Origin of the sequence: Trinickia dinghuensis, from assembly GCF_003367175.1 — a bacterium.
Lineage (GTDB): Bacteria > Pseudomonadota > Gammaproteobacteria > Burkholderiales > Burkholderiaceae > Trinickia > Trinickia dinghuensis.
Window position 1 is genome coordinate 199,485 of the sequence record NZ_QRGA01000016.1, and the last position, 22,438, is coordinate 221,922.

Here is a 22,438-nt window from a genome sequence, read left to right on the forward strand (position 1 = left end):
TTGAGCGATGTCCTCGACAGGTCGAATGAGCATGAGCGTGAGCGGCGCGCCGCGCGGCTTCAGCGCGCGAGCCCCAGGCGTTCGTACAAAGCGTCGACGCGCGTCTTCACCGCGGCGTCCATCGCGATCGGACGCCCCCATTCGCGATCGGTCTCGCCCGGCCACTTGTTGGTCGCGTCGATGCCCATTTTCGAGCCGAGGCCCGCGATGGGGGAGGCGAAGTCGAGGTAGTCGATCGGCGTGCGCTCGACGAGCACCGTGTCGCGCGCCGGGTCGACACGCGTCGTGATTGCCCAGATGACTTCCTTCCAATCGCGCACGTCGACATCTTCGTCGACGACGACGATGAACTTCGTATACATGAATTGGCGCAAGAAGCTCCAGACGCCGAACATCACGCGTTTCGAATGTCCGGCGTAGCTCTTCTTCATCTGCACGATGGCCATCCGATAGCTGCAGCCTTCGGGCGGGAGATAGAAATCGGTGATCTCGGGAAACTGCTTCTGCAGGAGCGGCACGAACACTTCGTTCAGCGCGACGCCGAGCATGGCGGGCTCGTCGGGCGGCTTGCCTGTATACGTGGAGTGATAGATCGCGTCGCGGCGCATCGTGATGCGCTCGACCGTGAAGACGGGGAACCACTCCTGTTCGTTGTAGTAGCCCGTGTGATCGCCGTAGGGCCCTTCGAGCGCGTGCTCGTAGCCGGCCGCCGCGCTTTTCGACGGCCGCGGCGGTGCGCCGGCTGGGAGCGCGCCGGGCTCGCCTTCGCCCGGGTAGATGAATCCTTCCAGGACGATTTCGGCACGGGCCGGCACTTGCAGTGTTTCGAGGCCCGGCGTCAGGCATCGCGCGAGCTCGGTGCGCGCGCCGCGCAGCAGGCCGGCGAATTGATATTCGGACAACGTATCGGGCACGGGCGTGACGGCGCCGAGCATCGTGGCCGGATCCGCGCCGAGCACGACGGCGACCGGATACGGCTTGCCCGGGTTCGCTTGTGCGAACTCGCGGAAATCGAGCGCGCCGCCGCGGTGCGCGAGCCAGCGCATGATCAGCTTGTTGCGGCCGATCAACTGCTGACGATAGATGCCGAGATTCTGGCGCGGCTTGTTCGGGCCGCGCGTGACGGTCAACCCCCAGGTGACGAGCGGGGCGGCGTCGCCCGGCCAGCAGGTCTGAATCGGCAGACGAGCCAAGTCGACGTCGTTGCCTTCCCAGACGATCTCCTGACAGGGCGGCGAGCTGACGGTCTTCGGTGCCATGTCCCAGACTGCCTTGGCGAGCGTCAGCAGCTTGCCGGCGTCCTTGAGCCCCTTCGGCGGCTCCGGTTCCTTGAGCGCCGACAGCAGCCGTCCCACGTCGCGCAGCGAGCGCAGTGCGGCACCTTCCTCGGCTGCCGCCGTCTCGTCGATGCCCATGCCGAGTGCGATCCGGCGCGTCGTGCCGAACAGGTTGCCGAGCACGGGGATCGTATGCCCCGCGGGGGCGTTGAACAGCAACGCCGGCCCGCCGGCGCGCAGCACACGGTCGCAAAGTTCTGTCATCTCGAGCACCGGCGACACGCTTTCCGGCACGCGCCGTAGCTCGCCTAGGGCCTCGAGGCGCCCGATGAAGTCCCGCAAGTCCTTGTATTTCATGATTTCGTTGTTTGGCTAGCGGCGCCTCGACGGGAGTGGGCGCCAAGCAGGCGACGATTTTACCTGTGGAAAGCAAGGACGTTCGTTCGGCGCTGAGATCGCAAAATAGTTGAAAGGCGCACGGGGCGTGGATATCGGCCGCGCCAGCCCGATCCTTAATTACATTTTGTTATGATTTCGAGAATTTGTAGCATTGACGATCTATAAAAGCCTGCTAGAATCCGTCCACATTGGCTGCAGGGCCAAGTAGTTTTGTTGTGTTACTGCCCTCGATCCAGCTCGCGGCACGAACAAAGTGTCGCGCTACCGTACGCCGCCCTGCACGGCGCTCTTACGGTCTATTTGGTGGTCATTGTGCCGGCGCACGGTTATCAATCGCGCCGGCTTTTGCGTGAGAGCCACTGTGCGCGTGCCATCGGTGCGCTGCCGGTTCCTTTTTTGTCCGATGTGGCTCTCCACACGGTTCACTGCCGCTTCGCGCGGTAGGGTGCCGTATCCCGGCGTTCTCGAGGTCCGACCAAGGCCCGTGGCGCCTTGGCCCGTTCGATAGGCGCTTCGCGCGCTGCTGTACCCGTCGAGACGAGCCATGCTCAATGGGAGAACTGAATGAATACTTGGTTATCGTCGCGTTCCGACGACAGTTTCGGCGCCGTGGTTCGCGCCGCGCTGCGCCGCGGGACGCGTGTCAGCCACCATCTGTTCAGCATCGTCGGCGTATGCGCCGTGCTGGTCGGCCTAGCCTTGTGGCTGCTTCCGACCGTGCGCGGCACCCTGGCCGCACGGATGATGCCGTTCATCGAAGCGGCGGTCCAGGCTGGCCCGGCGCGGCTTCTGAGCGGACATCCGCTGCCGGCGTTCGGCGTGCCTTCGCCATCGTCCGAAGGTGCCGACGGCGCGCCCACCCTCGACAACACGCGCTATGACGGCGCGTTCGATGGCAGTGGCGCAAGCGGCTTGTCGATGGCGGCGGCCCCCGCGGCCGATACGCATCTGCCCGCGAGCATCACGCCGTCGAACCTGTACCTGCTGGCAAAGATGATCTCGTCGCAGCCCGTGTCGGCCGACGCGCGCGACGACCGCGTGCTCGTATCGACGCGCGAGCAGGCGCTCGTGACGTCCTACTTGTCGCGCCGCTATCACGTGGCGCAGGAGCCCGTCGGCGATCTCGTCAAGGCCGCGTTCGACACGGGCCGGCAAGTCGGCCTCGATCCGCTGCTGCTGCTCGCCGTGATGGCGATCGAATCGGGCTTCAATCCGTATGCGGAAAGCGGTGTCGGCGCGCAAGGGCTCATGCAGGTCATGTCGAAGGTTCACTCGGACAAGTTCCAGTACTTCGGCGGCACCGGCGCGGCACTCGAGCCGCTCGCGAACATCACCGTGGGCGCCGTGGTGCTGAAGGATTGCATCGCGCGCGGCGGTTCGTTGACCGATGGCTTGCGTTTGTACGTCGGTTCGACCTCGCAGGACGACGGCGGCTACGGTGCCAAGGTGCTGGCCGAACGCGGACGGCTGCGCGACGTGGCACGCGGCCGTCAGGTGCCGATCAATGCGCCGCAGGCTCCGCAAAAGCCGGTGCTGGCCGCGACCAAGCGCGTTCAAGTGGCGCTCAATAGCAACCACCCGGCTACGGCCCAAGTGAAGACGAGCGCGGCCAATACTTCGTCTACGCCGGTATCGGACGACGATGGCGGCAACGCGAATCAGCCGCATCCGTCGAACGCACAAGCCGAACTCGGCGCTTAAGTCTCGCGACCCTCGCAAAGCGCAAAAAGAAAGAGAAAGTCGAAAAAAAGCACCCTCGGGTGCTTTTTTTATTGCGGATCGGATCCGCGTGGCCGGTGTGGGGCGACGCCGCGCCACATCGCATCAATGACTCAGCGCCCAAACAGCCGTGCCAAGCGTTCGACCGCTTCCTCGAGCGACGTATAGGCCGTCGCGTACGACAACCGGATGTAATCGCGCGGCGCGTGTTGTCCGAAGTCGAGCCCCGGGACGAGCACGACGCCCGCATCGTGAAGCATCGCTTTCGTGAGCGCGGCGCTGTCGCCCGCGGCTGGGTGGGGGACGCCGCGGCAATCGGCATAGACGTAGAACGCGCCGTCGGGCGTGACGGGCACCTTGAAGCCGAGCCGCTCGAGGGCGGGCACGATGAAATCGCGCCGGCGCTTGAATTCGAGGCGCCGGCCCTCGTAGATCTCGATCGTCTCGGGTTCGAAGCAGGCCAGGGCGGCATGCTGCGCCAGCGCCGACGCGCAGATGAACAAATTCTGCGCGAGCTTTTCGAACGCGCCGATCATCGAGGTGGGCACGACGAGCCAGCCGAGCCGCCAGCCCGTCATGTTGAAGTACTTCGAGAAGCTGTTGACGGTGACGACGTCGTCGCCGAACGACAGCGCCGATACGGGCCGCGCGTCGTACGACAGCCCTTGGTAGATTTCATCGACGATCGTGAAGCCGCCGCGCGCGCGCACGGCTTTGACGATCCGTTCGAGTTCCGCGGGCTCGATCGAGGTGCCGGTCGGATTCGACGGCGACGCGAGCAGCACGCCTCGCGTCTTTTCGCCCCAGAGCCGTTCGATGTCGGCGGCCGTCAGTTGATACCGTGCTTCGGGGCCGCTCGGGACGAGCACGGGCTTACCTTCCGTCGCGGCCACGAAATGGCGGTTGCAAGGGTAGGACGGGTCGGGCATCAGGACTTCGTCGTCGCGATCGACGAGTGCCGCGCAGGCCAGCAGCAGCGCGGCCGATGCGCCGGCCGTGATGACGATCCGCGCCGGATCGACGATGAGCCCGTAGTTTTGCTGGTAGTACGCGGCGATGGCTTCCCGCAGCGGCGCGATGCCGAGGGCGCCCGTGTACTGCGTCACGCCGCGCCGCAGCGCTTGCGCGGCGGCTTCGACAACGGGTTCGGGCGCCGTGAAATCGGGCTCGCCGATGCCCATGTGGATGATATGGCGCCCCGCCAGTTCGAGCTGCCGGGCTTCCTTGGCGAGCTCCATGACGTAGAACGGCGCGATCGCGTCGACACGCGACGCGAGCTTCGTGAGCGGTTCTGCCGCGATATTCATGCTAAGTGCCTTGATTCTTCCGGATTCGATCGGCGTGGGCCGCGGGTAGCGGCGCACGCGACGAGAACTGACCGGCGAGGGCTCAGCGGTTGGTGCGCCCTGCCTGCGACTCCGTGGTACGCAACTTCAAGGCGAGCTTGTCGAGCACGCCGTTGACATACTTGTAGCCGTCCGAGCCGCCGAACGTCTTCGCGAGTTCGACGGCTTCGTTGATGACGACGCGATACGGAATATCCAGGTGATGCTTGAACTCGAACGCGGCCACGAGCAGCACGGCCCGCTCGACGGGCGAGAGCTGCTCGATCGGCCGATCGAGGCACGGCGCGAGATCGGCCGAGAGCTCGGCGCTCTCGCGGATCACCCCGTGCAGCAAGGCATCGAGGTGCTCCTGATCGGCCTTGTCGAAGCCTTGCGCCCCGCGCAGCTGGGCGTCGATTTCACCGGCGGGCGCGCCCGACAGCAGCCACTGATACAGCCCCTGCGTGGCTAGTTCGCGGGAGCGTCTGCGGGCGCTCTTCATGCCTCGTCCTCTTCTTCTTCGTCCTCGTCTTCGTCTTCATCGCCGCCGAGCTGTTCGAGCGCGACCGACAGGTTCGCCATTTCGACGGCCACGCGGGCGGCATCGCGGCCCTTTTCGGTCATGCGGGCGACGGCTTGCTCGTCGGATTCCGTCGTCAGCACGCCGTTGGCGACGGGGATGCCGAAGTCGAGCGCGATGCGCGAGACGCCGGCGCCGTTCTCGTTCGAAACGAGTTCGAAATGGTACGTTTCACCGCGGATGACGGCGCCGAGCGCGATCAGCGCGTCGAACTGGCCGCTCTCGGCCAGCTTTTGCAGCGCGAGCGGGATTTCGAGTGCGCCGGGCACGGTGACGAGCAGGACATCTTCGCCCGCGACGCCGAGACGCTCGAGCTCTTCGATGCAGGCATCGACCAAGCCGTTGCAGACGGGCTCGTTGAAACGCGATTGCACGATGCCGACGCGCAGGCCGTCGCCTTCGAGGTTCGGCTGGTATTGTCCGATTTCCATAAATGGTCCGTTAGGGTCCGTAGAAAGGGGTAAGAGGCGTCGTGCGCCGAGGTGCCGCCGGCGATTATGCGCCAGGCCGCACGGGAGCGCCCGGCATCGGCACGAAACCCGTCACTTCGAGGCCGTAGCCCGACATGCTGCCGAGCCGGCGCGGGTTCGACAGCACTTGCATCTTGCCGACGTTCAGATCGCGCAGAATCTGCGCGCCGACGCCGTACGTCTTGAAATCGACGGGCCGGCGCTTGAGCTGCGCCGCCTTTTCTTCTTCGTCGAACGCCTTGAAGACGTCGATCAGATGATCCTTCGTATCGCCGCAGTTGAGCATGACGATGACGCCGAGATCGCGATCTGCGATTTCCTTCATGGCGGCGTCGAGCGTCCACGAATGGGTGGAAGTGCCCACTTCGAGCAAATCGAGCATGGACAGCGGCTCATGCACGCGCACGGGCGTTTCGCCGTCGGGCGTCGGCGTGCCGCGCACGAGGGCGAGGTGCGGCGAGCCGCTCGGCTGATCTTGATAGAGGATCGCGCGGAACGGGCCGCGCGCCGTGTGCATCGTGCGCTCGGCCACGCGCGTGACGATCGACTCGGTGCGGCTGCGGTAGTGGATCAAATCGGCGATCGAGCCGAGCTTGAGATCGTGCTGGGCCGCGAATTCGATCAGATCGGGCAGGCGCGCCATCGTGCCGTCGTCCTTGATGATTTCGCAGATGACGGCGGCCGGCGTGAGCCCGGCGAGCGCCGTCAGATCGCAGCCCGCTTCCGTGTGGCCCGCGCGCACGAGCACGCCGCCCGGTTGCGCCATGATCGGGAACACGTGCCCCGGCTGCACGATGTGCTCCGCCTTCGCATCGCGCGCGACGGCGGTGGCGATCGTGCGGGCGCGGTCGGCCGCCGAAATGCCGGTGGTGACGCCTTCGGCGGCTTCGATGCTGACCGTGAAGGCGGTACCGTACTGCGTGCCGTTGCGGTACGTCATGAGCGGCAGGTTCAGCTGCTTGCAGCGCTCCTGCGTCATCGTCAGACAAATCAGGCCGCGGCCGTAGCGGGCCATGAAATTGATCGCTTCCGGCGTGACGAAATCGGCCGCGAGCACCAGGTCGCCTTCGTTTTCGCGATCTTCTTCGTCGACGAGGATCACCATCCGGCCGGCTTTGAGTTCGGCGATGATCTCGGGAGTGGAGGCGAGAGACATGTCGTTGAGTAGGTTCGGGAAAGCGCGTATTTTACGCCACGGCGGGCGGCGCGGCGCCCCAATCCGCGCTACGCGCGCGAAACATAGCGTTGCAAATCCCAAACTGCACTTCGGCCTTCGGCGCGATGGCCCCCGAAATCGTCAGGGTTCGCTCCAGAGACGCAACAGGTTGTGATAGCAGCCGACGAGATTGCGCCGCGCGAGTTCGTCCGCATCGGTCGCGTTCAGGCGCTGAATGGCGTTGTCCATGTCGAACAGCAGGGCGCGTTGCGCGTCGCCGCGAACGAGGCTTTGCACCCACAGGAAGCTCGCGACGCGTGCGCCGCGGGTGACAGGCGTCACGCGGTGCACGCTCGCCGCAGGGTAGAGGACCATGTCGCCGGCCGGCAGCTTCACGGCGTGGGTGCCGTAAGTGTCTTCGATCACGAGTTCGCCGCCGTCGTATTCGTCGGGCGAGGAGAGGAACAGCGTGGCCGACACGTCGGTACGCAGCTTGATGCCGTTCGGGAGGACACGCACAGCACCGTCCACGTGATTGCCGAAGGTCATGCCGCCTTCGTAGCGGTTGAACAGCGGCGGATACACTTGGTTCGGCAATGCGGCGCTGATGAACAGCGGGTGGCGCTCGAGCGCGGCGAGCACCACATCGCCGAGTTCGCGCGCGATCGGCGTGTGCTCGGCGATCTGCTGGTTGCGCTTGACGGGGGCGCCCGAGTAGCCGGCCGTGGCGCGGCCGTCGACCCATGCATCGCCGGCGGCGTCGAGCCGGTTTCGCATGGCGCGGATCTGTTCGGCGTTCAGCACGCCCGGGATTTGCAGCAGCATGGCGATATTTCCTTTACATGTCTAGGCGTGCTGGGTGTTCGGGCATGCCGGGCGCCGCTCGCCAAAGGCGCGCCCGGTACGCCTTGCGGCCGCTTCCTCAAAGCCGGTATTCGAACGTCGCGAGCAGCGTACGGCCGATGCCCGGCACCGAGCGGCCGCCGTCGGACTGGATCAGCGCGTCGTAGTAGAACTTGTTGGTCAGGTTGAGCAGGTTCAGGCGCGCGTCCCACTTCTTTGCGTGATAGGCGGCCATCGCATCCCAGCGCGTGTAGCCGCCCACTTGCACGAAATTCGTGTTCGCGGCATAGCGTGCCGACATGTACGTCGGGCCGCCGCCGATCTCCCAATGCGGCGTGAGATTGTAAGTGGTCCACAGCGTCAGCGTATTGCGCGGCGTATTGGCCGGCGTGTTCCCTTGGGTGCCGTCGAGCGCGCGCAGGATTGTCGCGTCCAAGTACGTGTATCCGCCGAACACCTGCCAGTTCGGCAGAATGTGGCCCGTCACGCCCGCCTGGAAGCCGCGCACGCGAATATCGCCGTCTAGCGTGTATTCGGACGAAGACAATTGCGTGCGCGCGTTGTCCATCTCTTCCTGGAACAGTGCCGACGTCACCGAGAGATTCCCGTCGAGCAGATCCCACTTGCCGCCCACCTCGTACGACTTGGTGTGCTCCGGGGCGAGGTTCTGCGTGAAGTTCGTGACCGTCAGCGCTTCGAGCGACGGGTCGAACGACGTTCCGTACGAGAAGTAGTACGACTGCCAATCGGTGGGCTGGTAGATCACCCCGGCGCGCACGCTCGTGAAGTCGTTCGTCTGATTCGTATAGCCCGGTGCGTTGATCGTGTTGCTGATGTGCGCTTGGAAGCGATCCCAGCGCAGGCCGCCGATGACCTTCCAGTGCTGGCCGAGCGAGATCGTATCGTTCACATAAGTGGCGAGCGACGTCGCGCCGGACGAGGCATAGTTGCCGATCGACTGCGTGACGTTCGACGGCGTGCTCTCGTACACGGGATCGAGGAGGGAAACGATGGGCAGATTGTTGCGGATGTAGGCCTGGTTGCTATAGCTCTCGTAGCCGATCTCGGCGCCGGCGATCAAGTCGTGGCGGATCGGCCCCGTATTGAATGTGTAGCGGACCATCGAGTCGTTGCTGATCGAGCGGTTCTGGATCACCCGGTCGTGGCTCTGCAACTGCACGTAGAGATCTTGCAGCGGCAGGGAAGTGAAGTTGCCGCTCGACAGTGCCGTGCTCGAGGCCGTCGGCCCTGTGAGCACGGCATGCGCGGCCGTCTCGCGCGCGTCGGTCGTCGAGTGGGAAATCTGTGTCTGGTTCGACACCGACAGAGCATCGGAGATCTTATGTTCGACGCGCGCCCTTAGAGATTGCACGTCCTGGATCGTGCGGTCGTCGGTCAGCCCGTAATAGGTGTGCATCGACGGCGCGAACGCATGGCCGTCGATCGCCTGCACGCCGTAGTCGGGCATGTCGTAGTTGTGCTGGATCAGCGCGGAGATCGTGACTTCGGTGGGCGTGCCGATCCCGAACCGGACCGACGGCGCGATGCCGTAGTCCTTGTTCTTCATCTCGTCGCGCGTCGAGCCGAGCGATTGGCCGAATGCATCGACGCGGAAGGCGGCGGTGTCCGTCAGCGGGTGGTTCAAATCGACGGAAGTCCGATAACGATCGCTGGTGCCGATCGTCGTCGAGATTTCTCCCGACGCTTTGAGGCTCGGCTGTTTGCTGACTTGATCAATCACCCCGCCGGTCGAGCCCCGGCCGAACAGCATCGACGAAGGGCCGTACAGCACGTCGATCGATTCCAGGTCGAACGTATCGCGGTAGTACTGGTTGCGATCTCTGAAGCCGTCGAGGTAGATGTCGTTCTGCGCGGTGAAGCCGCGCAGATTGATGTTGTTGCCGATCTGACCGCCCTCGGCACCGCCGATCGTGATGCCCGGCGCGTTGCGCAAGCTGTCCTGGAACGACGTTGCGCCTTGCGATTGCATGAGCGCTTGGTTGATCACCGTGACCGATTGCGCGATGTCGCGCTGGGCCGTCGGCACCTTCGCCCCGACCATCGATTTGTCGGTGATGAAGTCGTCGTGCGTTTGGGTGCTGTTGACCGTGACGGTGGGCAGCGTCGTATTGGTTGCGGAAGGCGCTTGCGGCTTGGGCGCGGCAGTGTCCGCCTGCCGAGGGCTGTTGGGAGGGTTCGGCTCCGTTGAAGCCTGTGCGTGGGCAGCGAGAGGAAGCGCCGTGACATGTAGCGCGAACGCCAGTTGGAGCGCCCGCGCGAGCGGCGTCTTGGTCAGCATGTAGAAAACCCCTGTGTCGATGTTTGGCTCCCGCCATCCGTGTGCGGCGGGGCGTTTTGGTGTGGGCAGCGCTTTCCGCGGTAGCCGGATTATGCTAATACAAATGAGAATGATTAGCATTACATATGTCTGCGACAGTGACAAGACAAATGTGGATCGACCCTTCCAGCTTGTCGGGACGGGACAACGGAGGTAGGGGTAGTGCAGGCAGTAGGGCGGTCATGCCCTCGGCGGCGGCTAACCGGCGCTTATGAGGAGGCGTGCAGACCGAGATCGTGCAATTGCGGTGACATGTATGACCCGCATCTTGGACACTTTTGCCAGCCGGCGGCTGGCATTCGAGCGAGCTATGTCATCGGCCGTAATAAACCGTAGCAAGCTTTTACAACTAGAATGCTCGGCGTTCGTATCATCGTCGCCGAATCAAGAGGAGCAAAGATGAAAGCGAACAAGTTGTTGATACTGACATTGGCGGTGGGCACAATTTCGTGCGCGTCTCTCACGGGGTGCATCGTTGCGCCTGTGCCGGCCCAGGTGACGATCGGCTGGCATGGTGATCGCTATTGGGACGGGCATCGCTATTGGGAGCGCCGCGATTGGGAAGCACGGCATCACGAAGGATACGATCAGCGCCAGCAGTACTAATCGACTAGCGGCACCCTCGATCTCCTTGCTCCCGTTATCGAATCCAACCTAATGAGGATATGAAAATGAAGACCCTTCTGAAAACGATCATCTTGGCCGCCGTTGCGACGGCCGTGCTCGCTCCGGCCATCGCCGAGGCGCATCCCCACCGTGTGTGCCATTGGGATAACCACCATCACCATCGCATTTGCCACATGGTGCGGTAATCACCCAACGCCAAGCGGGCGTCAGTCGATCGCCGCGTGCGAAGCGACGTCGCCCGGCGAAGGCGCATGGGGAGAGCGAATCAACACGAGCAGCGGGATGGCGACCAGCGTGGCGACGAACATCAGCTTGAAGTCGTCCACATAGGCGATCATGGCGGACTGTTGCGTGATGCCTTGATCGAGTATCGCCATGCCGAGCCTCGAACTCGAAGCCAGCATGCTCTGAACGGTCGGATCGAAGACGGTCACGTGAGCGGCGAGGTTGGCATGCGACACCTGCGTGTAGCGTGTCAGCAGCGTCTGCACGATCGAGATGCCGATGCTGCTGCCGATGTTGCGCATCAGGCTGTAGGTGGCGGTGCCGTCCGCGCGCAGCTCGGCCGTCAGCGTCGAAAACGTGAGCGTGCTGAGCGGGACGAACACGAGACCGAGCCCGAAGCCTTGGACCACCCCGGGCCACACGATGTCCGATGGCGACAGCACGATCGTGTAATGCATCATCTGCCATAACGCGAGTGCGGAAATGCTCATGCCGGCGAGCAGGATCAGCCGGGCATCGACGCGCCGCAGCAGCTTGCCGGCAAGCAGCATCGCCACCATCGTTCCGGCGCCGCTCGGCGCCGTGACGAGTCCCGCTGTCGCGACCGGATAGCCCATCAAGTTCTGCAGCATCGGCGGAATCAACGCGCGCGTGGCGTAGAGCACGGCGCCGACCACGAAGATGAAGAACGTGCCGACCGCGAAGTTCGGGTCGCGCAGCAGCTCGCGCTTGAAGAACGACACTTTGCCGGCCGTGGCCGTATGCACGACGAAGAACGCGAAGCTGACGGAGGCGAGCAGCGCCTCGATGACGATCTCCTTCGACCCGAACCAGTCGAGCTGCTCGCCGCGATCGAGCATCGCTTGCAGCGCGCCGATCGCGAGGGCGAGCGTCGCGAAACCGAACGTATCGAACGCGATCCCGCGCTTGGGCTCCTTGGCAGGGAGGAATGCCGCGACGCCGGCCAGCGCGAGCACCCCGATCGGCAAGTTGATGAAGAACACCCAGCGCCACGAGTAACTCTCGGTGAGCCAGCCGCCAAGCGTGGGCCCGATGATCGGGCCGACCATCACGCCCATCCCCCAAACCGCCATCGCCTGGCCTTGCTTTTCTCGGGGATTGACGTCGAGCAGAATCGATTGCGAGAGCGGAACGAGCGCGGCCCCGAAAACCCCTTGCAGCAGCCGCGACAAGACTATTTGCGCGACGGTCTCCGACAGGCCGCACAACGCCGATGCGATGGTGAAGCCCACGACCGAGATCGTCAGCAGGCGCTTCACGGTGAGGCGATCCGATAACCAGCCCGTGAGCGGCGTCGCGATCGCCGCGGCGACGATATAGGACGTCAGCACCCACGTGATCTCGTCTTGCGACGCCGACAAGCTGCCCTGCATATGCGGGAGCGCCACGTTTGCGATCGTGCTGTCGAGCGTCTGCATCAGCGTCGCGAGCATGATCGAAACGGTCAGCATCGGCCGGTTCAGCGGCGGGTTCCGCCCGGCGGCGGAAAGCGGTTCGTTCAACGTGAGTCTCCGGCGATCGCCCGGCGCTTGCGCGATCTTCAATTAGTAAGCATGCTTATTATAAATTAGCCTATGTGATGTGTCGTGAGCGGTGTCGTGACCGGCAGTCGCAGAGTGGATCGACTCGCTCCCCTATAATTCGGGCATGGACAAGAGCTACGAGAGCCGGCTGAACTTTTTGATTACCGACGCGGGGCGGTTGTGCGGGCGTCTCTACGACAAACGTGCGAAGCGGCTCGGGCTCACGCGCGCGCAAAGCCGCGTGGTCGCGTACCTGACGTGGAAGGGCGAGATGAACCAGGCGCGTCTCGCCGAGCTCCTGGAAATCACGCCGATCTCGCTGACTCGTCTGCTCGACCGGATGGAAGGGTATGGCTGGGTGGAGCGGGTGGCGAGCGGCGAGGACCGCCGCGCATTCGTGATTCGCTTGACGCGCAAGGCGCGAACGATTTTCCCGCGCGTGTTGCAGGTGGGGGACGAAGTGGCGGAGGAAGGGTTTCGCGGGCTATCGACCGCTGAGCGCGAGACGTTGATCCATCTGCTGCAGCGCGTCCGAAACAACTTCGGCGAAAGTATCGGCGAAGGCGTCGAATAGCGGATCGAAGGTACCTCGCGCGCCTCGATGCGGGCGCGGGCCGCGAGCCGCGACGGCTTTCCTCCGATGGATCGATGCCGGCTCCAAGCGTACCGCTTCCGACCCCGTGAGAGGTGGCCTACACTTGAATTCAACCGCGTGGGCTTGCATTGAGCCGCGCCGTCAAATGGGGTCGAACGGGCTTTTCCCAAGTCGACCGGCATCCATCGCAAGCACCTCGCGGTCGCGTTCGGCGGCGACCGAGGGCCTCGCATCGTCTCCGAGCATATTCAACCGCAAACCTCCACGGAGGCGGTTTATGAATAGTAAGTTCTCGAACCCGGCACCGCTCGGTCTCGCCGGTTTTGCATTCACCACCTGGATGCTGAGCATGGTGAACGCCGGTTGGTACGGCTCCGATGCATTGGGCCTCGTGCTCGCGCTGGCGTTCGCCTTCGGCGGCACGGCGCAGATGATCGCCGGCGTCCTCGAATATCCGCGCGGCAACACACTGGCCATGGTGGCGTTCCTCAGTTACGGCGCCTTCTGGTGGTCGTTCGCGCTATTCGCGGCATTCCTAGGCACGAAGGTGCCGGAATCGTTCGTCGGCTGGTATCTGCTGGTATGGGGCGTGTTCACGTTCTATATGTGGGTCGCCTCGCTCCATACGAGCACGTCCGTGCAAGTCGTGTTCCTCTCGCTTTGGATCACCTATCTGCTGTTGGCGATCGGCGCATGGACCGGATCGGCCTTGGCCACGCAAATCGGCGGCTATACGGGCTTGGTGACGGCGGTGCTGGCGTTCTATGCTTCGGCGGCCATGGTCATCAATGAAAGCCTCGGCCATACCGTGCTTCCGACCCACGATTGGGCGCAAGCTCATCCTCACGCGGCGTAGCCGCGCAACGTCGATTCGGCGATAGCCGGCAAAGTGGCGCGCGACGGGACAACCCGATCGCGCGCCGAAAATCGAGAAAACGACGATCCTTCAAACCACCGTTTCGCGTTCCGGTGTCGCGCTGATCTTGTGGAGCGAGAGATCGGCGCCGTCGAATTCGCTTTCGTCGTCGAGGCGAATCCCCACGGTCGCCCGCAGGATGCCATAGACGATCGCGCCGCCGGCCGTCGCGACGACGATGGCCGCCAGCGTGCCGAGCACCTGTGCGATCAGCGATACGCCACCTGCGCCGCCGAGCGCTTTCGCGCCGAAAATGCCCGCGGCGATGCCGCCCCAGGCGCCGCACATGCCGTGCAGCGGCCACACGCCGAGGACGTCGTCGATCTTCCAGCGGTTTTGCACGCAGGTGAACATGTAGACGAACAGCACCCCGGCGATCACACCGGTCACGAGCGCGCCGATCGGGTGCATGACGTCGGACCCGGCACAGACGGCGACGAGTCCCGCGAGCGGGCCGTTGTAGGCGAAGCCCGGGTCGTTGCGTCCGGCGAGCCAGGCGGCCAGCGTGCCGCCGACCATCGCCATCAGCGAGTTGACGGCGACGAGCCCGCTGATCTTGTCGATCGTCTGCGCGCTCATGACGTTGAAGCCGAACCAGCCCACGGCGAGCACCCAAGCGCCCAATGCCAAGAACGGGATGTTCGACGGCGGGTGCGCCGCGATTCGCCCGTCGCGGTGATAGCGTCCGCGGCGCGCGCCGAGCAGCAGCACGGCGGGCAACGCCACCCAGCCGCCGAACGCATGCACGACGACCGAGCCCGCGAAATCGTGGAACGGCGCGCCGAGGGTTGCGGTCAGCCAGGTTTGGATGCCGAACCGGTCGTTCCAGGCGATGCCTTCGAAGAACGGATAGACGAAGCCGACGAGAATGAACGTCGCGCATAGTTGCGGGTTGAACTTCGCCCGCTCGGCGATGCCGCCCGAAACGATCGCGGGGATGGCCGCGGCAAACGTCAGCAGGAAGAAGAAGCGCACGAGGGCATAGCCGTTGTGCTCCGCGAGCGTGGTCGCGTTGCCGAAGAATTGGACCCCGTAGGCGATCGTGTAGCCGATGAAGAAGTACGCGATGGTCGACACCGCGAAATCGACGAGGATCTTGACGAGTGCATTGACCTGGTTCTTCTTGCGAACCGTGCCAAGCTCGAGGAACGCGAAGCCTGCATGCATCGCGAGCACCATGCCGGCGCCCAGCAGCAGGAACAGAGTGTCGCTGCCCGATTTCAGGTCATTCATAGGATCAATTGGCGCGCAAAAAAGAGGCACGTAACGCAAGAGATGTGCCAATCAGGTGAATCGATGTCCTTGATTTGTGCAAGGCCGCTGTGGCAGCCCGTGTTTGCGCGCTGTCGGTGCATTGCACGATGCCCCCAGGGGAAAATGGCGTTTGCACGGGAAGGGTGCGTTATATGCACGGCAAGCGGGCGTTTGCACTGGCAGCGAGCATTCGATGCATGCAAATGGGGAGGGCGCTTGGCGGGGCCGCCTTGGCTCGGGCGAAGGCACCGCTGCTGTCAGCCGTTCGCTGTCCCCTCGGCGCGCAACGCTTCCACGAATGCTTGCTGGACGGCCGTTCCCAGCCAGTCGGTGCGCAGCGTATAGCCGACGACCCGGCTCGCGGTCGGTGTATCGAATCCGAGCGCGACCAGTTCGCTGCCCGGATACCCTTCGTCGATCTGTGAGCGGGGCAGGACGGTGACGCAGTCGCTTTCGACAAGCATCGCCATCATCATGGTGAGCGAGCTCGTTTCCACGACGAGCGGTGGCACCGCGGGCAGCCTTGCGAGCAGCGCGTCGATCACCGCGCGGCGCGGCACGCTGCGTTGCGGTACGACCCAATCGAATGCGCCCAGATCGCGTGCCGCGACCGTATTCCGCCGCGCCAGCCGGTGTCCCTTGCGCACGGCCACCACGTAAGGATCCGCGAATAGCTCGGTTTCCCTGACGTCGCCTGTCAGGCGCGGCTCGCGCAAGCTGCCGACGATCATATCGATCGCGCCGATCCTCAACTCGCGCATGAGCACGTGGTGCGAGCCTTCTTCGACGGTTACCCGAGCATCGGGAAAGCGGCGGCGAAGCCGTTCGATCGCGCGGGCGACGAGCCGCTGCGCCAGCATCGGCAGTACGCCGATCACCACCTTGCCGGTGCGCTGTCCGCGGGCAAACGCGACGTCCTCGCGCGCCTGCGCGATCTCGTGCAAGGCGAGACTCAGTGCACGCGCGAACTCGATCCCGGCGGGGTTGGCGGCGACGCTATGGACGCGCCGGCGATACAGCGCGACGCCGACCGTCTGCTCGATCTGCCGCGCAGCGCGATGCACGGCCGGCTGCGAGATGCCGAGCCGTAGCGCGGCTTCGGCCGCGGACCCCGCGCCGGCGATCGCGATATGGCATCGCACCTGCGCGTCCGTCAGGTGCCGGCAGAGTTTCGCCGTACTCGCCGCTCTCGGTTCGCCGACCAGTTCGGCGATGGCCCGCTCTATCTGGTCGAGCATCCGCCTCACTCGCCGTCGCAGGATTTCGCCTTCGTTGGTGAGATCGCTGCCGCCGAAGCCGCGCTCGAACAGCCGGCCGCCGAAGCTCGTTTCCAGCTTGGCGATCGCGAGGCTGACCGCCGGTTGAGTGCGGCCTGCGCGAGCGGCGGCCTGGCCGATGCCGCCCGCCTCGCAGACCGCGTCGAACAGGAAAAGCCGCCGCAGCCGCGTCAGCTCGTCGTCGCCGCGCGCGCTATCGCTCGCCTTCATTGCGCCAAGGTCCGTATGTAAAAACACCTAGCTTAACCAAAATTTATGTGACATGCCGCGCTTCATATTGCGGGCTTCGCCGCCAACGCCCGTACAGTTACATGCATTCGAACGCGACAATTCCAGTCAGGAGCCACGACATGTCCGTCGTCATCGACACGCATACTCATGCAATTTCCTCAGATAAACAGCGTTATCCGCTGGCCCCGGTCGGCGGGCACCAGTCCGAATGGTCGGCGAAGCGGCCGACGACCTACGAAGCGCTGCTCGACTCGATGGATGCGGCCGGTATTGCCCGCGCGGTCGTCGTGCAGGCGTCGACCGTGTACGGAAACGACAATAGTTATGTCGTGGAGGCGGTGCGTAGCCACCCCGATCGTTTCGCCGGCGTGTTTTCGATCGATGTGCTCGCCGACGACGCCGTTTCGCAGATGCAACGCTGGCTCGACGCGGGGCTCGCCGGTCTGCGTCTGTTCACGACCGGCAGCACGATGCCGGGGCAGGCGGGCTGGTTGGACGATGAGCGCTCGTTTCCGGTTTGGGACTATGCGCAGCGACATGGCGTGTCGATCTGCCTGCAGATGACGGCGCAGGGCATCCCGGCGCTGCTCAATATGCTGTCGCGCTTTCCCGATAGCCGCGTGTTGCTCGACCACCTCGCGCGTCCGGATCTGGCCGGCGGCCCGCCATACGAAGCGGCCGCGCCGCTCTTCAGCCTGGCTTCGCATGCGGGTGTCTTCCTCAAGCTGACGAATCGGACGATCGCCGAGGCCGCTCGCGGCGCATCGACATCCGAGGCGTTCTTCCCGCGCGTGCTCGATGCGTTCGGTGCGCACCGGATCGCCTGGGGGTCGAATTTTCCCGCTGCCGAGGGCGCACTGCCGCAATTGCTTGCGCAGGCGCGGGAGAGTCTCTCGATGCTCCCCGCCGACGCTCTCGACGCGATTTTTGGCGGGACCGCACGCACGATCTATCCGCAGCTTCGCGCATGAGCCGGCCGGCTCACGCAGCCGATACGCCGACACGCCGAAACAGCGACCGAATTTGGAACGACCGACGATGAACACCGATACACAAGCCCCGAATCTGACGATGGCGATTCGGACCTATCCGCACACGCAAGCGCTCAAGCGCGGCGAGTTGACGGATCCTGCCGTGCGGCTCACCTTCGAGGACGTCGAGCCGATTCATCGCGCGTTTGCGCCGATGGCGCGCCGCCAGGCCTACGACTTGAGCGAATTGGCGATTGTGACCTATCTGCAGGCAAAGGCATACGGCAAACCGCTCGTGCTCCTGCCGTTCGTCGTTGCCGCCCGGTTCCAACAAGGCTGCCTGATCCGCAGCGCGCAACGCGGCCCGCTGGCTGTCGGCGATCTGGCGGGCAAGCGGATCGGCGTGCGGGCCTATACGCAGACGACGGGCATGTGGGTGCGGGCGATTCTGTCGCAGACCTACGGCGTACCGCTCGAACGTGTCGAATGGGTGGCCTTCGAGGGCGCTCACCTCGAGGAATATCGCGATCCGGCGTTCGTGCGCCGGGCGGAACCCGGCCGGAATATGCTCTCGATGTTGCGCGACGGCGAATTGGACGGCGCGATCCTCGGCAACGATCTGCCCGACGATCCCGCGTTCGCGCCGGTGATCGCCGATGCCGCGGCGGCGGATCGCGTTTGGTACGGGCAGCATCGCTACGTCCCGATCAATCACGTTGTCGTGGTGACGAAAGCGGTGGTCGATGCCTACCCGCGAGCGGTGCGCGCGGTGTACGAACTGTTGCTCCGCGGCAAGGATGCGGCCGCGCGAGCCGATGCCGGCAAGCCCGACAAGCTGCTGGCCGGCTATGACGCGTTACGCCGGCCGCTGGAGGAGACTTTGGCGTTTTGCGAAGCGCAGAAGTTGCTGCGGAGAAGGCTGTCCGTCGACGAAATCTTCACCGATAGTGCGACCATCTTGGGCGAGGCCGCGCGCTGACGCACCGCCGTCGCCGTACCGATCGAGCGAACCCGAGTTCGCCACCGTAAGAGAAGGAGACATCATGAGTGTGCCCGGCAAGATTGCCGATGCGAAACGCCAAGTGCGCCAGCCGTTCTATCGCGACCTGTCGCTTCAGGTGCTCGCCGGTATGGCCCTCGGTATCGCGACGGGCTATCTGTTCCCGAAATTCGGTATCGATCTGCAGCCGGTCGGCGACGCGTTCATCCGCGTGATCCAGATGCTGATCGGACCGATCATCTTCTGCACGGTCTGCAGCGGCATCGCCGGCGTCAACGATTTCAAGCGAGTCGGGCGGGTCGCGATCAAGGCGCTCGTCTACTTCGAGGTCGTGACGTCGTTTGCACTCGTCATCGGGCTCGTCGCGATCAATGTGCTGAAGCCGGGCGTCGGCATGAATGTCGATATGCACGGTGCGCACTCGTCGGCGGTCGATGCATACGTCGCGCAGGCCCACCACGTCGTCACCACGAGCGAGTTCCTGCTGAACGTGATCCCACACACGGCGTTCAGCGCGTTCGCGAGCGGCAACGTCCTGCAGGTTCTGTTCTTCTCCGTGCTGTTCGCGTTTGGTCTGGCCGCGATCGGCGAGCGCGCGAAACCGGCGCTCGATCTGATCGACGCGGCCTCGGGATCGTTGTTCTGGATCATCGGGTTGACGATGAAAGTCGCGCCGCTCGCCGCATTCGGGGCGATCGCCTATACGGTCAGTAAGTTCGGTTTCGGCACGCTGATCTCGCTCGGAAAACTGGTGCTCGAGTTCTATCTGACCTGCGCGCTGTTCCTCGTCATGATTCTGTGGCCGATCGCCAAGATCAACGGTTTCAGCTTGCTGCGCTTGATGCGCTACATCGGCGCGGAACTGCTGCTCGTGATCGGCACGAGTTCGTCGGAGACCGTGTTCCCGCAGTTGATCGACAAGCTCGAACGCCTCGGTTGCGAAAAGTCGGTCGTCGGACTCGTGTTGCCCACCGCCTATACGTTCAATCACGACGGTACCTGCTTGTATTTCGCGGCAGCCGCGATATTCCTCGCGCAGGCGACCAACACGCCGATGAATTGGCACGATCAGCTGGTTCTGCTCGCGGTGCTGCTGTTGACATCGAAGGGGGCCGCGGGCGTGTCCGGCGCGGCGATCGCCGTGCTCGCGGCGACGCTGGCCGCGTCGAACACGATTCCGGTCGAGTCGATTGCGCTGATTCTCGGTATCCATAAGGCGCTGTCGAGCGCGTTCGTCTTCACGAATATCGTCGGCAACAGCGTCGCAACGATCGTCGTCGCGAATTGGGAAAAGGCGCTCGACCGAACCGTGCTGAGACGGGAGCTCGAGGCCGGCTTCGTGCCGCATGAACCGGCGCTGCCGAGGCTGGAACGGATGAGCGGCGGGCGAGCGGGCCACTGACCCGAGGCGTGCGAGGGGAGTCGATTGTAAGCATGGCCGGGTCGATCGAAATTTAATTAGGTGTACTAATCGATAAAGGCGCACACATACCACCCGCTAGCTCGCAAAAAACGAGATCAAAACAGGAGACATACGATGATGAAGATGGTTTGGAGGACGATGGGAGTAGGGGCGACGGCCGTCGTGCTGGGTGCACCGCTCAGTGCCCATGCGCAGTCGAGCGTGCAGTTGTACGGCACCGTCGACGGTGGGATCCGCTATCAGACGAACGCGGCGAAGGGCGGCGGTACGGTCGTCACGATGAATTCGAACGGCTATTACAGCTCGAACAAGTTGGACTTCCGGGGAAAGGAAGATCTCGGTGACGGTTGGAACGCCCACTTTCTGCTCGAGAGCGGGTTCAATCTGGGCAACGGGGCGTACGACAACACGACCGGGACCGAATTCAACCGGCAGGCATTCGTTGGTATCGGAAATGCCAAATACGGGTCGATCGATCTCGGGCGTCAATACACGATCGCGCACGACATCATCAGTATCTACGATCCCTTCAACTTTCACTTCACGCCGATCATCCCGCTGACAGTTGCCGCGGACGGCACGCGCGACAACAACGACGTGAAATACAAGAACACATTCGGTCCTTTGCTGTTCGAGCTCGACAATTCCTTCGGCGGCGTCGCCGGCGATTTCAGCAGCGGCGCGGGACGCGCCGTCGGCGTGAGCTATGGGGCCGGGCCGGCCGGCTTCGGCGGCGTGTACGGTCATCGCAACCTACTGAGCGGCGCGAGCTATGCCGGCGACAGCTACTACATGGTCGGCGGGAGTTACCGGATCGGGCCGGTCCGTTTGTCGGGCGGCTTCATGTCCGAGGACCTGCAGAGTCCGGGCGCGCCGCACCAAGTGACGAACAACGGCTTTGGCGGCCTCTCGTGGCGGCTCTCGCCGGCGTTGGAGTTCCGCGGCGGCTATTACCAGACGGCGGTGTCGAACGACAAAGCGAGCCGCCGAGGCCTGTCCGTGCTGTCGCTCGCGTATCTGCTGTCGAAGCGCACGACGCTGTACAGCGAAGTCGACTACTCGTCTTACCGGCACGCTGTGGTCAGCACCCTGAACCCGGCCGGGATGTCGAGCCAAACCGCGGTCACGGTCGGCATCGATCACCTGTTCTAAATATTCGACTGCTTACGCGCTGCCTCGGGCGGCCGAGCGTCCCCTTCATCGGAGCGACTCATGATCATCGACATCCACGGTCACTACACGACTGCGCCGAAAGCGCTGGCGGATTGGCGAGCGCGCCAGATCGCCGGTATCGGGCAGCCGTCGGAAATGCCGGCCGCTTCGGCGCTGTCGATCACCGACGACGAACTGCGTGAATCGATCGAAGGCAATCAACTGCGTTTGATGCGCGAGCGCGGATTGGACCTGACCGTTTTCAGCCCGCGTGCGAGTTTCATGGCCCACCACATCGGCGACTTCGAGGTATCGAGCACCTGGGCCGCGATCTGCAACGAGCTTTGCTATCGAGTGAGCCGGCTCTATCCCGATCATTTCGTTCCCGCGGCGATGCTGCCGCAAAGCCCGGGCGCCGATCCTAAAACGTGTATCCCGGAGCTCGTCAAATGTGTCGAGCAGTACGGCAGTGTGGCGATCAACTTGAATCCCGATCCGTCGGGCGGCCGCTGGACGGGCCCGCCGCTCTCGGACCGTCATTGGTATCCGATCTACGAGAAGATGGTCGAGTACGACATCCCGGCCATGATCCATGTCAGCACGAGCTGCAACGCGTGCTTCCATACGACGGGTGCTCATTACCTGAATGCCGACACGACCGCGTTCATGCAATGCCTGACATCGGACTTGTTCAAGGACTTTCCGACGCTGCGCTTCGTGATTCCGCACGGCGGCGGAGCCGTGCCGTACCACTGGGGCCGATTCCGCGGCCTCGCGCAGGAAATGAAGAAGCCGCCGCTCGACGAGCATCTGTTGAACAACATTTTCTTCGACACCTGCGTCTACCATCAGCCGGGCATCGATTTGCTGGCGAAGGTCATCCCGATCGACAACATCTTGTTCGCGAGCGAGATGATCGGTGCGGTGCGTGGCATCGATCCGACGACGGGCCACTACTACGACGATACGAAGCGCTATATCGAGGCCGCGGACATGAATCCCGAGCATCGCTTCAAGGTTTATGAGGGCAATGCGCGGCGCGTGTATCCGCGGCTCGATGCGGCACTGAGCGCGAAGGGCTGGTGAGCCGCGCCTGAATCGACGATCATTTCTCGG

The 22,438-nt window shown here is 64.0% G+C and carries 20 protein-coding genes; 10 read left to right on the forward strand and 10 right to left on the reverse strand.

What is annotated here, in order from left to right; translation table 11 throughout:
- Positions 1 to 59 precede the first annotated feature (59 nt).
- The gene (locus tag DWV00_RS25915) at positions 60 to 1,634 is read right to left on the reverse strand and encodes a UbiD family decarboxylase (protein ID WP_115536471.1); all 1,575 of its coding nucleotides are present in this window, start codon (positions 1,632 to 1,634) and stop codon (positions 60 to 62) included.
- 606 nt (positions 1,635 to 2,240) lie between these two features.
- Here DWV00_RS25915 and DWV00_RS25920 point away from each other — a divergent pair.
- A complete protein-coding gene (locus DWV00_RS25920; RefSeq protein WP_115536472.1) occupies positions 2,241 to 3,377 on the forward strand; it encodes a transglycosylase SLT domain-containing protein in 1,137 nt (378 codons plus the stop codon).
- Positions 3,378 to 3,508: 131 nt separating this feature from the next.
- Here the strand turns inward: DWV00_RS25920 and DWV00_RS25925 are convergent, their stop codons facing one another.
- The 6 genes from DWV00_RS25925 to DWV00_RS25950 all read right to left on the reverse strand — a co-directional run bounded on the left by DWV00_RS25925 (position 3,509) and on the right by DWV00_RS25950 (position 10,068).
- On the reverse strand, positions 3,509 to 4,702 hold the full coding sequence (locus DWV00_RS25925) for a pyridoxal phosphate-dependent aminotransferase (protein ID WP_115536473.1): 1,194 nt from the start codon (positions 4,700 to 4,702) through the stop codon (positions 3,509 to 3,511).
- 82 nt (positions 4,703 to 4,784) lie between these two features.
- Positions 4,785 to 5,222 (reverse strand): transcription antitermination factor NusB, encoded by a 438-nt coding sequence (gene nusB, locus DWV00_RS25930; protein WP_115536474.1) that lies wholly within the window; start codon positions 5,220 to 5,222, stop codon positions 4,785 to 4,787.
- Positions 5,219 to 5,731, reverse strand: coding sequence for a 6,7-dimethyl-8-ribityllumazine synthase (gene ribH, locus DWV00_RS25935; protein WP_115536475.1), 513 nt, complete (start codon positions 5,729 to 5,731; stop codon positions 5,219 to 5,221). The genes nusB and ribH overlap by 4 nt, the downstream gene beginning before the upstream one ends.
- A gap of 64 nt (positions 5,732 to 5,795) precedes the next feature.
- Entirely contained in the window at positions 5,796 to 6,926 is a 1,131-nt protein-coding gene (ribBA, locus tag DWV00_RS25940) for a bifunctional 3,4-dihydroxy-2-butanone-4-phosphate synthase/GTP cyclohydrolase II (RefSeq protein ID WP_115536476.1), read from the reverse strand.
- Positions 6,927 to 7,067: 141 nt separating this feature from the next.
- Positions 7,068 to 7,751, reverse strand: a complete 684-nt coding sequence (locus DWV00_RS25945; protein ID WP_115536477.1) for a Fe2+-dependent dioxygenase — start codon at positions 7,749 to 7,751, stop codon at positions 7,068 to 7,070.
- Between the two features lie 97 nt (positions 7,752 to 7,848).
- Positions 7,849 to 10,068 (reverse strand): TonB-dependent receptor, encoded by a 2,220-nt coding sequence (locus DWV00_RS25950; protein WP_115536478.1) that lies wholly within the window; start codon positions 10,066 to 10,068, stop codon positions 7,849 to 7,851.
- A gap of 438 nt (positions 10,069 to 10,506) precedes the next feature.
- Here DWV00_RS25950 and DWV00_RS25955 point away from each other — a divergent pair, with 438 nt between their 5' ends.
- Both DWV00_RS25955 and DWV00_RS34190 read left to right on the forward strand, forming a co-directional pair.
- Positions 10,507 to 10,713 (forward strand): hypothetical protein, encoded by a 207-nt coding sequence (locus DWV00_RS25955; protein WP_115536534.1) that lies wholly within the window; start codon positions 10,507 to 10,509, stop codon positions 10,711 to 10,713.
- Positions 10,714 to 10,778: 65 nt separating this feature from the next.
- Positions 10,779 to 10,919 (forward strand): HHHH-motif protein, encoded by a 141-nt coding sequence (locus tag DWV00_RS34190; protein ID WP_181885589.1) that lies wholly within the window; start codon positions 10,779 to 10,781, stop codon positions 10,917 to 10,919.
- Between the two features lie 21 nt (positions 10,920 to 10,940).
- Here DWV00_RS34190 and DWV00_RS25960 read toward each other — a convergent pair whose 3' ends face one another.
- Positions 10,941 to 12,431: a DHA2 family efflux MFS transporter permease subunit gene (locus DWV00_RS25960; protein WP_115536535.1), complete on the reverse strand. Its 1,491-nt coding sequence runs from the start codon at positions 12,429 to 12,431 to the stop codon at positions 10,941 to 10,943.
- 196 nt (positions 12,432 to 12,627) lie between these two features.
- Between DWV00_RS25960 and DWV00_RS25965 the strand changes: the two genes are divergently transcribed.
- The gene (locus DWV00_RS25965) at positions 12,628 to 13,077 is read left to right on the forward strand and encodes a MarR family winged helix-turn-helix transcriptional regulator (RefSeq protein WP_115536479.1); all 450 of its coding nucleotides are present in this window, start codon (positions 12,628 to 12,630) and stop codon (positions 13,075 to 13,077) included.
- A 298-nt stretch (positions 13,078 to 13,375) separates the two neighbouring features.
- On the forward strand, positions 13,376 to 13,954 hold the full coding sequence (locus DWV00_RS25970; RefSeq protein WP_115536480.1) for an acetate uptake transporter: 579 nt from the start codon (positions 13,376 to 13,378) through the stop codon (positions 13,952 to 13,954).
- A 90-nt stretch (positions 13,955 to 14,044) separates the two neighbouring features.
- Here DWV00_RS25970 and DWV00_RS25975 read toward each other — a convergent pair whose 3' ends face one another.
- Together DWV00_RS25975 and DWV00_RS25980 are read right to left on the reverse strand one after the other, a co-directional pair.
- On the reverse strand, positions 14,045 to 15,247 hold the full coding sequence (locus tag DWV00_RS25975) for an ammonium transporter (RefSeq protein WP_115536481.1): 1,203 nt from the start codon (positions 15,245 to 15,247) through the stop codon (positions 14,045 to 14,047).
- Between the two features lie 278 nt (positions 15,248 to 15,525).
- Positions 15,526 to 16,755 (reverse strand): LysR family transcriptional regulator, encoded by a 1,230-nt coding sequence (locus tag DWV00_RS25980; protein WP_115536482.1) that lies wholly within the window; start codon positions 16,753 to 16,755, stop codon positions 15,526 to 15,528.
- A 140-nt stretch (positions 16,756 to 16,895) separates the two neighbouring features.
- Here DWV00_RS25980 and DWV00_RS25985 point away from each other — a divergent pair, with 140 nt between their 5' ends.
- The 5 genes from DWV00_RS25985 to DWV00_RS26005 all read left to right on the forward strand — a co-directional run bounded on the left by DWV00_RS25985 (position 16,896) and on the right by DWV00_RS26005 (position 22,408).
- Positions 16,896 to 17,747, forward strand: a complete 852-nt coding sequence (locus DWV00_RS25985) for an amidohydrolase family protein (protein WP_115536483.1) — start codon at positions 16,896 to 16,898, stop codon at positions 17,745 to 17,747.
- A 67-nt stretch (positions 17,748 to 17,814) separates the two neighbouring features.
- Positions 17,815 to 18,726 (forward strand): substrate-binding domain-containing protein, encoded by a 912-nt coding sequence (locus DWV00_RS25990; RefSeq protein WP_115536484.1) that lies wholly within the window; start codon positions 17,815 to 17,817, stop codon positions 18,724 to 18,726.
- A 64-nt stretch (positions 18,727 to 18,790) separates the two neighbouring features.
- Positions 18,791 to 20,149, forward strand: coding sequence for a C4-dicarboxylate transporter DctA (gene dctA, locus DWV00_RS25995; RefSeq protein WP_115536485.1), 1,359 nt, complete (start codon positions 18,791 to 18,793; stop codon positions 20,147 to 20,149).
- 135 nt (positions 20,150 to 20,284) lie between these two features.
- Positions 20,285 to 21,322 (forward strand): porin, encoded by a 1,038-nt coding sequence (locus tag DWV00_RS26000; protein ID WP_245965041.1) that lies wholly within the window; start codon positions 20,285 to 20,287, stop codon positions 21,320 to 21,322.
- Between the two features lie 60 nt (positions 21,323 to 21,382).
- Positions 21,383 to 22,408, forward strand: coding sequence for an amidohydrolase family protein (locus DWV00_RS26005; protein ID WP_115536486.1), 1,026 nt, complete (start codon positions 21,383 to 21,385; stop codon positions 22,406 to 22,408).
- Positions 22,409 to 22,438 lie beyond the last annotated feature (30 nt).

Bases quoted from the DNA above. Each gene is read 5' to 3' on its own strand.
- DWV00_RS25915 (WP_115536471.1), bottom strand. From the start codon at position 1,634: ATGAAATACAAGGACTTGCGGGACTTCATCGGGCGCCTCGAGGCCCTA.
- DWV00_RS25920 (WP_115536472.1), top strand. From the start codon at position 2,241: ATGAATACTTGGTTATCGTCGCGTTCCGACGACAGTTTCGGCGCCGTG.
- DWV00_RS25925 (WP_115536473.1), bottom strand. From the start codon at position 4,702: ATGAATATCGCGGCAGAACCGCTCACGAAGCTCGCGTCGCGTGTCGAC.
- nusB (WP_115536474.1), bottom strand. From the start codon at position 5,222: ATGAAGAGCGCCCGCAGACGCTCCCGCGAACTAGCCACGCAGGGGCTG.
- ribH (WP_115536475.1), bottom strand. From the start codon at position 5,731: ATGGAAATCGGACAATACCAGCCGAACCTCGAAGGCGACGGCCTGCGC.
- ribBA (WP_115536476.1), bottom strand. From the start codon at position 6,926: ATGTCTCTCGCCTCCACTCCCGAGATCATCGCCGAACTCAAAGCCGGC.
- DWV00_RS25945 (WP_115536477.1), bottom strand. From the start codon at position 7,751: ATGCTGCTGCAAATCCCGGGCGTGCTGAACGCCGAACAGATCCGCGCC.
- DWV00_RS25950 (WP_115536478.1), bottom strand. From the start codon at position 10,068: ATGCTGACCAAGACGCCGCTCGCGCGGGCGCTCCAACTGGCGTTCGCG.
- DWV00_RS25955 (WP_115536534.1), top strand. From the start codon at position 10,507: ATGAAAGCGAACAAGTTGTTGATACTGACATTGGCGGTGGGCACAATT.
- DWV00_RS34190 (WP_181885589.1), top strand. From the start codon at position 10,779: ATGAAGACCCTTCTGAAAACGATCATCTTGGCCGCCGTTGCGACGGCC.
- DWV00_RS25960 (WP_115536535.1), bottom strand. From the start codon at position 12,431: ATGCTGACCGTTTCGATCATGCTCGCGACGCTGATGCAGACGCTCGAC.
- DWV00_RS25965 (WP_115536479.1), top strand. From the start codon at position 12,628: ATGGACAAGAGCTACGAGAGCCGGCTGAACTTTTTGATTACCGACGCG.
- DWV00_RS25970 (WP_115536480.1), top strand. From the start codon at position 13,376: ATGAATAGTAAGTTCTCGAACCCGGCACCGCTCGGTCTCGCCGGTTTT.
- DWV00_RS25975 (WP_115536481.1), bottom strand. From the start codon at position 15,247: ATGAATGACCTGAAATCGGGCAGCGACACTCTGTTCCTGCTGCTGGGC.
- DWV00_RS25980 (WP_115536482.1), bottom strand. From the start codon at position 16,755: ATGAAGGCGAGCGATAGCGCGCGCGGCGACGACGAGCTGACGCGGCTG.
- DWV00_RS25985 (WP_115536483.1), top strand. From the start codon at position 16,896: ATGTCCGTCGTCATCGACACGCATACTCATGCAATTTCCTCAGATAAA.
- DWV00_RS25990 (WP_115536484.1), top strand. From the start codon at position 17,815: ATGAACACCGATACACAAGCCCCGAATCTGACGATGGCGATTCGGACC.
- dctA (WP_115536485.1), top strand. From the start codon at position 18,791: ATGAGTGTGCCCGGCAAGATTGCCGATGCGAAACGCCAAGTGCGCCAG.
- DWV00_RS26000 (WP_245965041.1), top strand. From the start codon at position 20,285: ATGATGAAGATGGTTTGGAGGACGATGGGAGTAGGGGCGACGGCCGTC.
- DWV00_RS26005 (WP_115536486.1), top strand. From the start codon at position 21,383: ATGATCATCGACATCCACGGTCACTACACGACTGCGCCGAAAGCGCTG.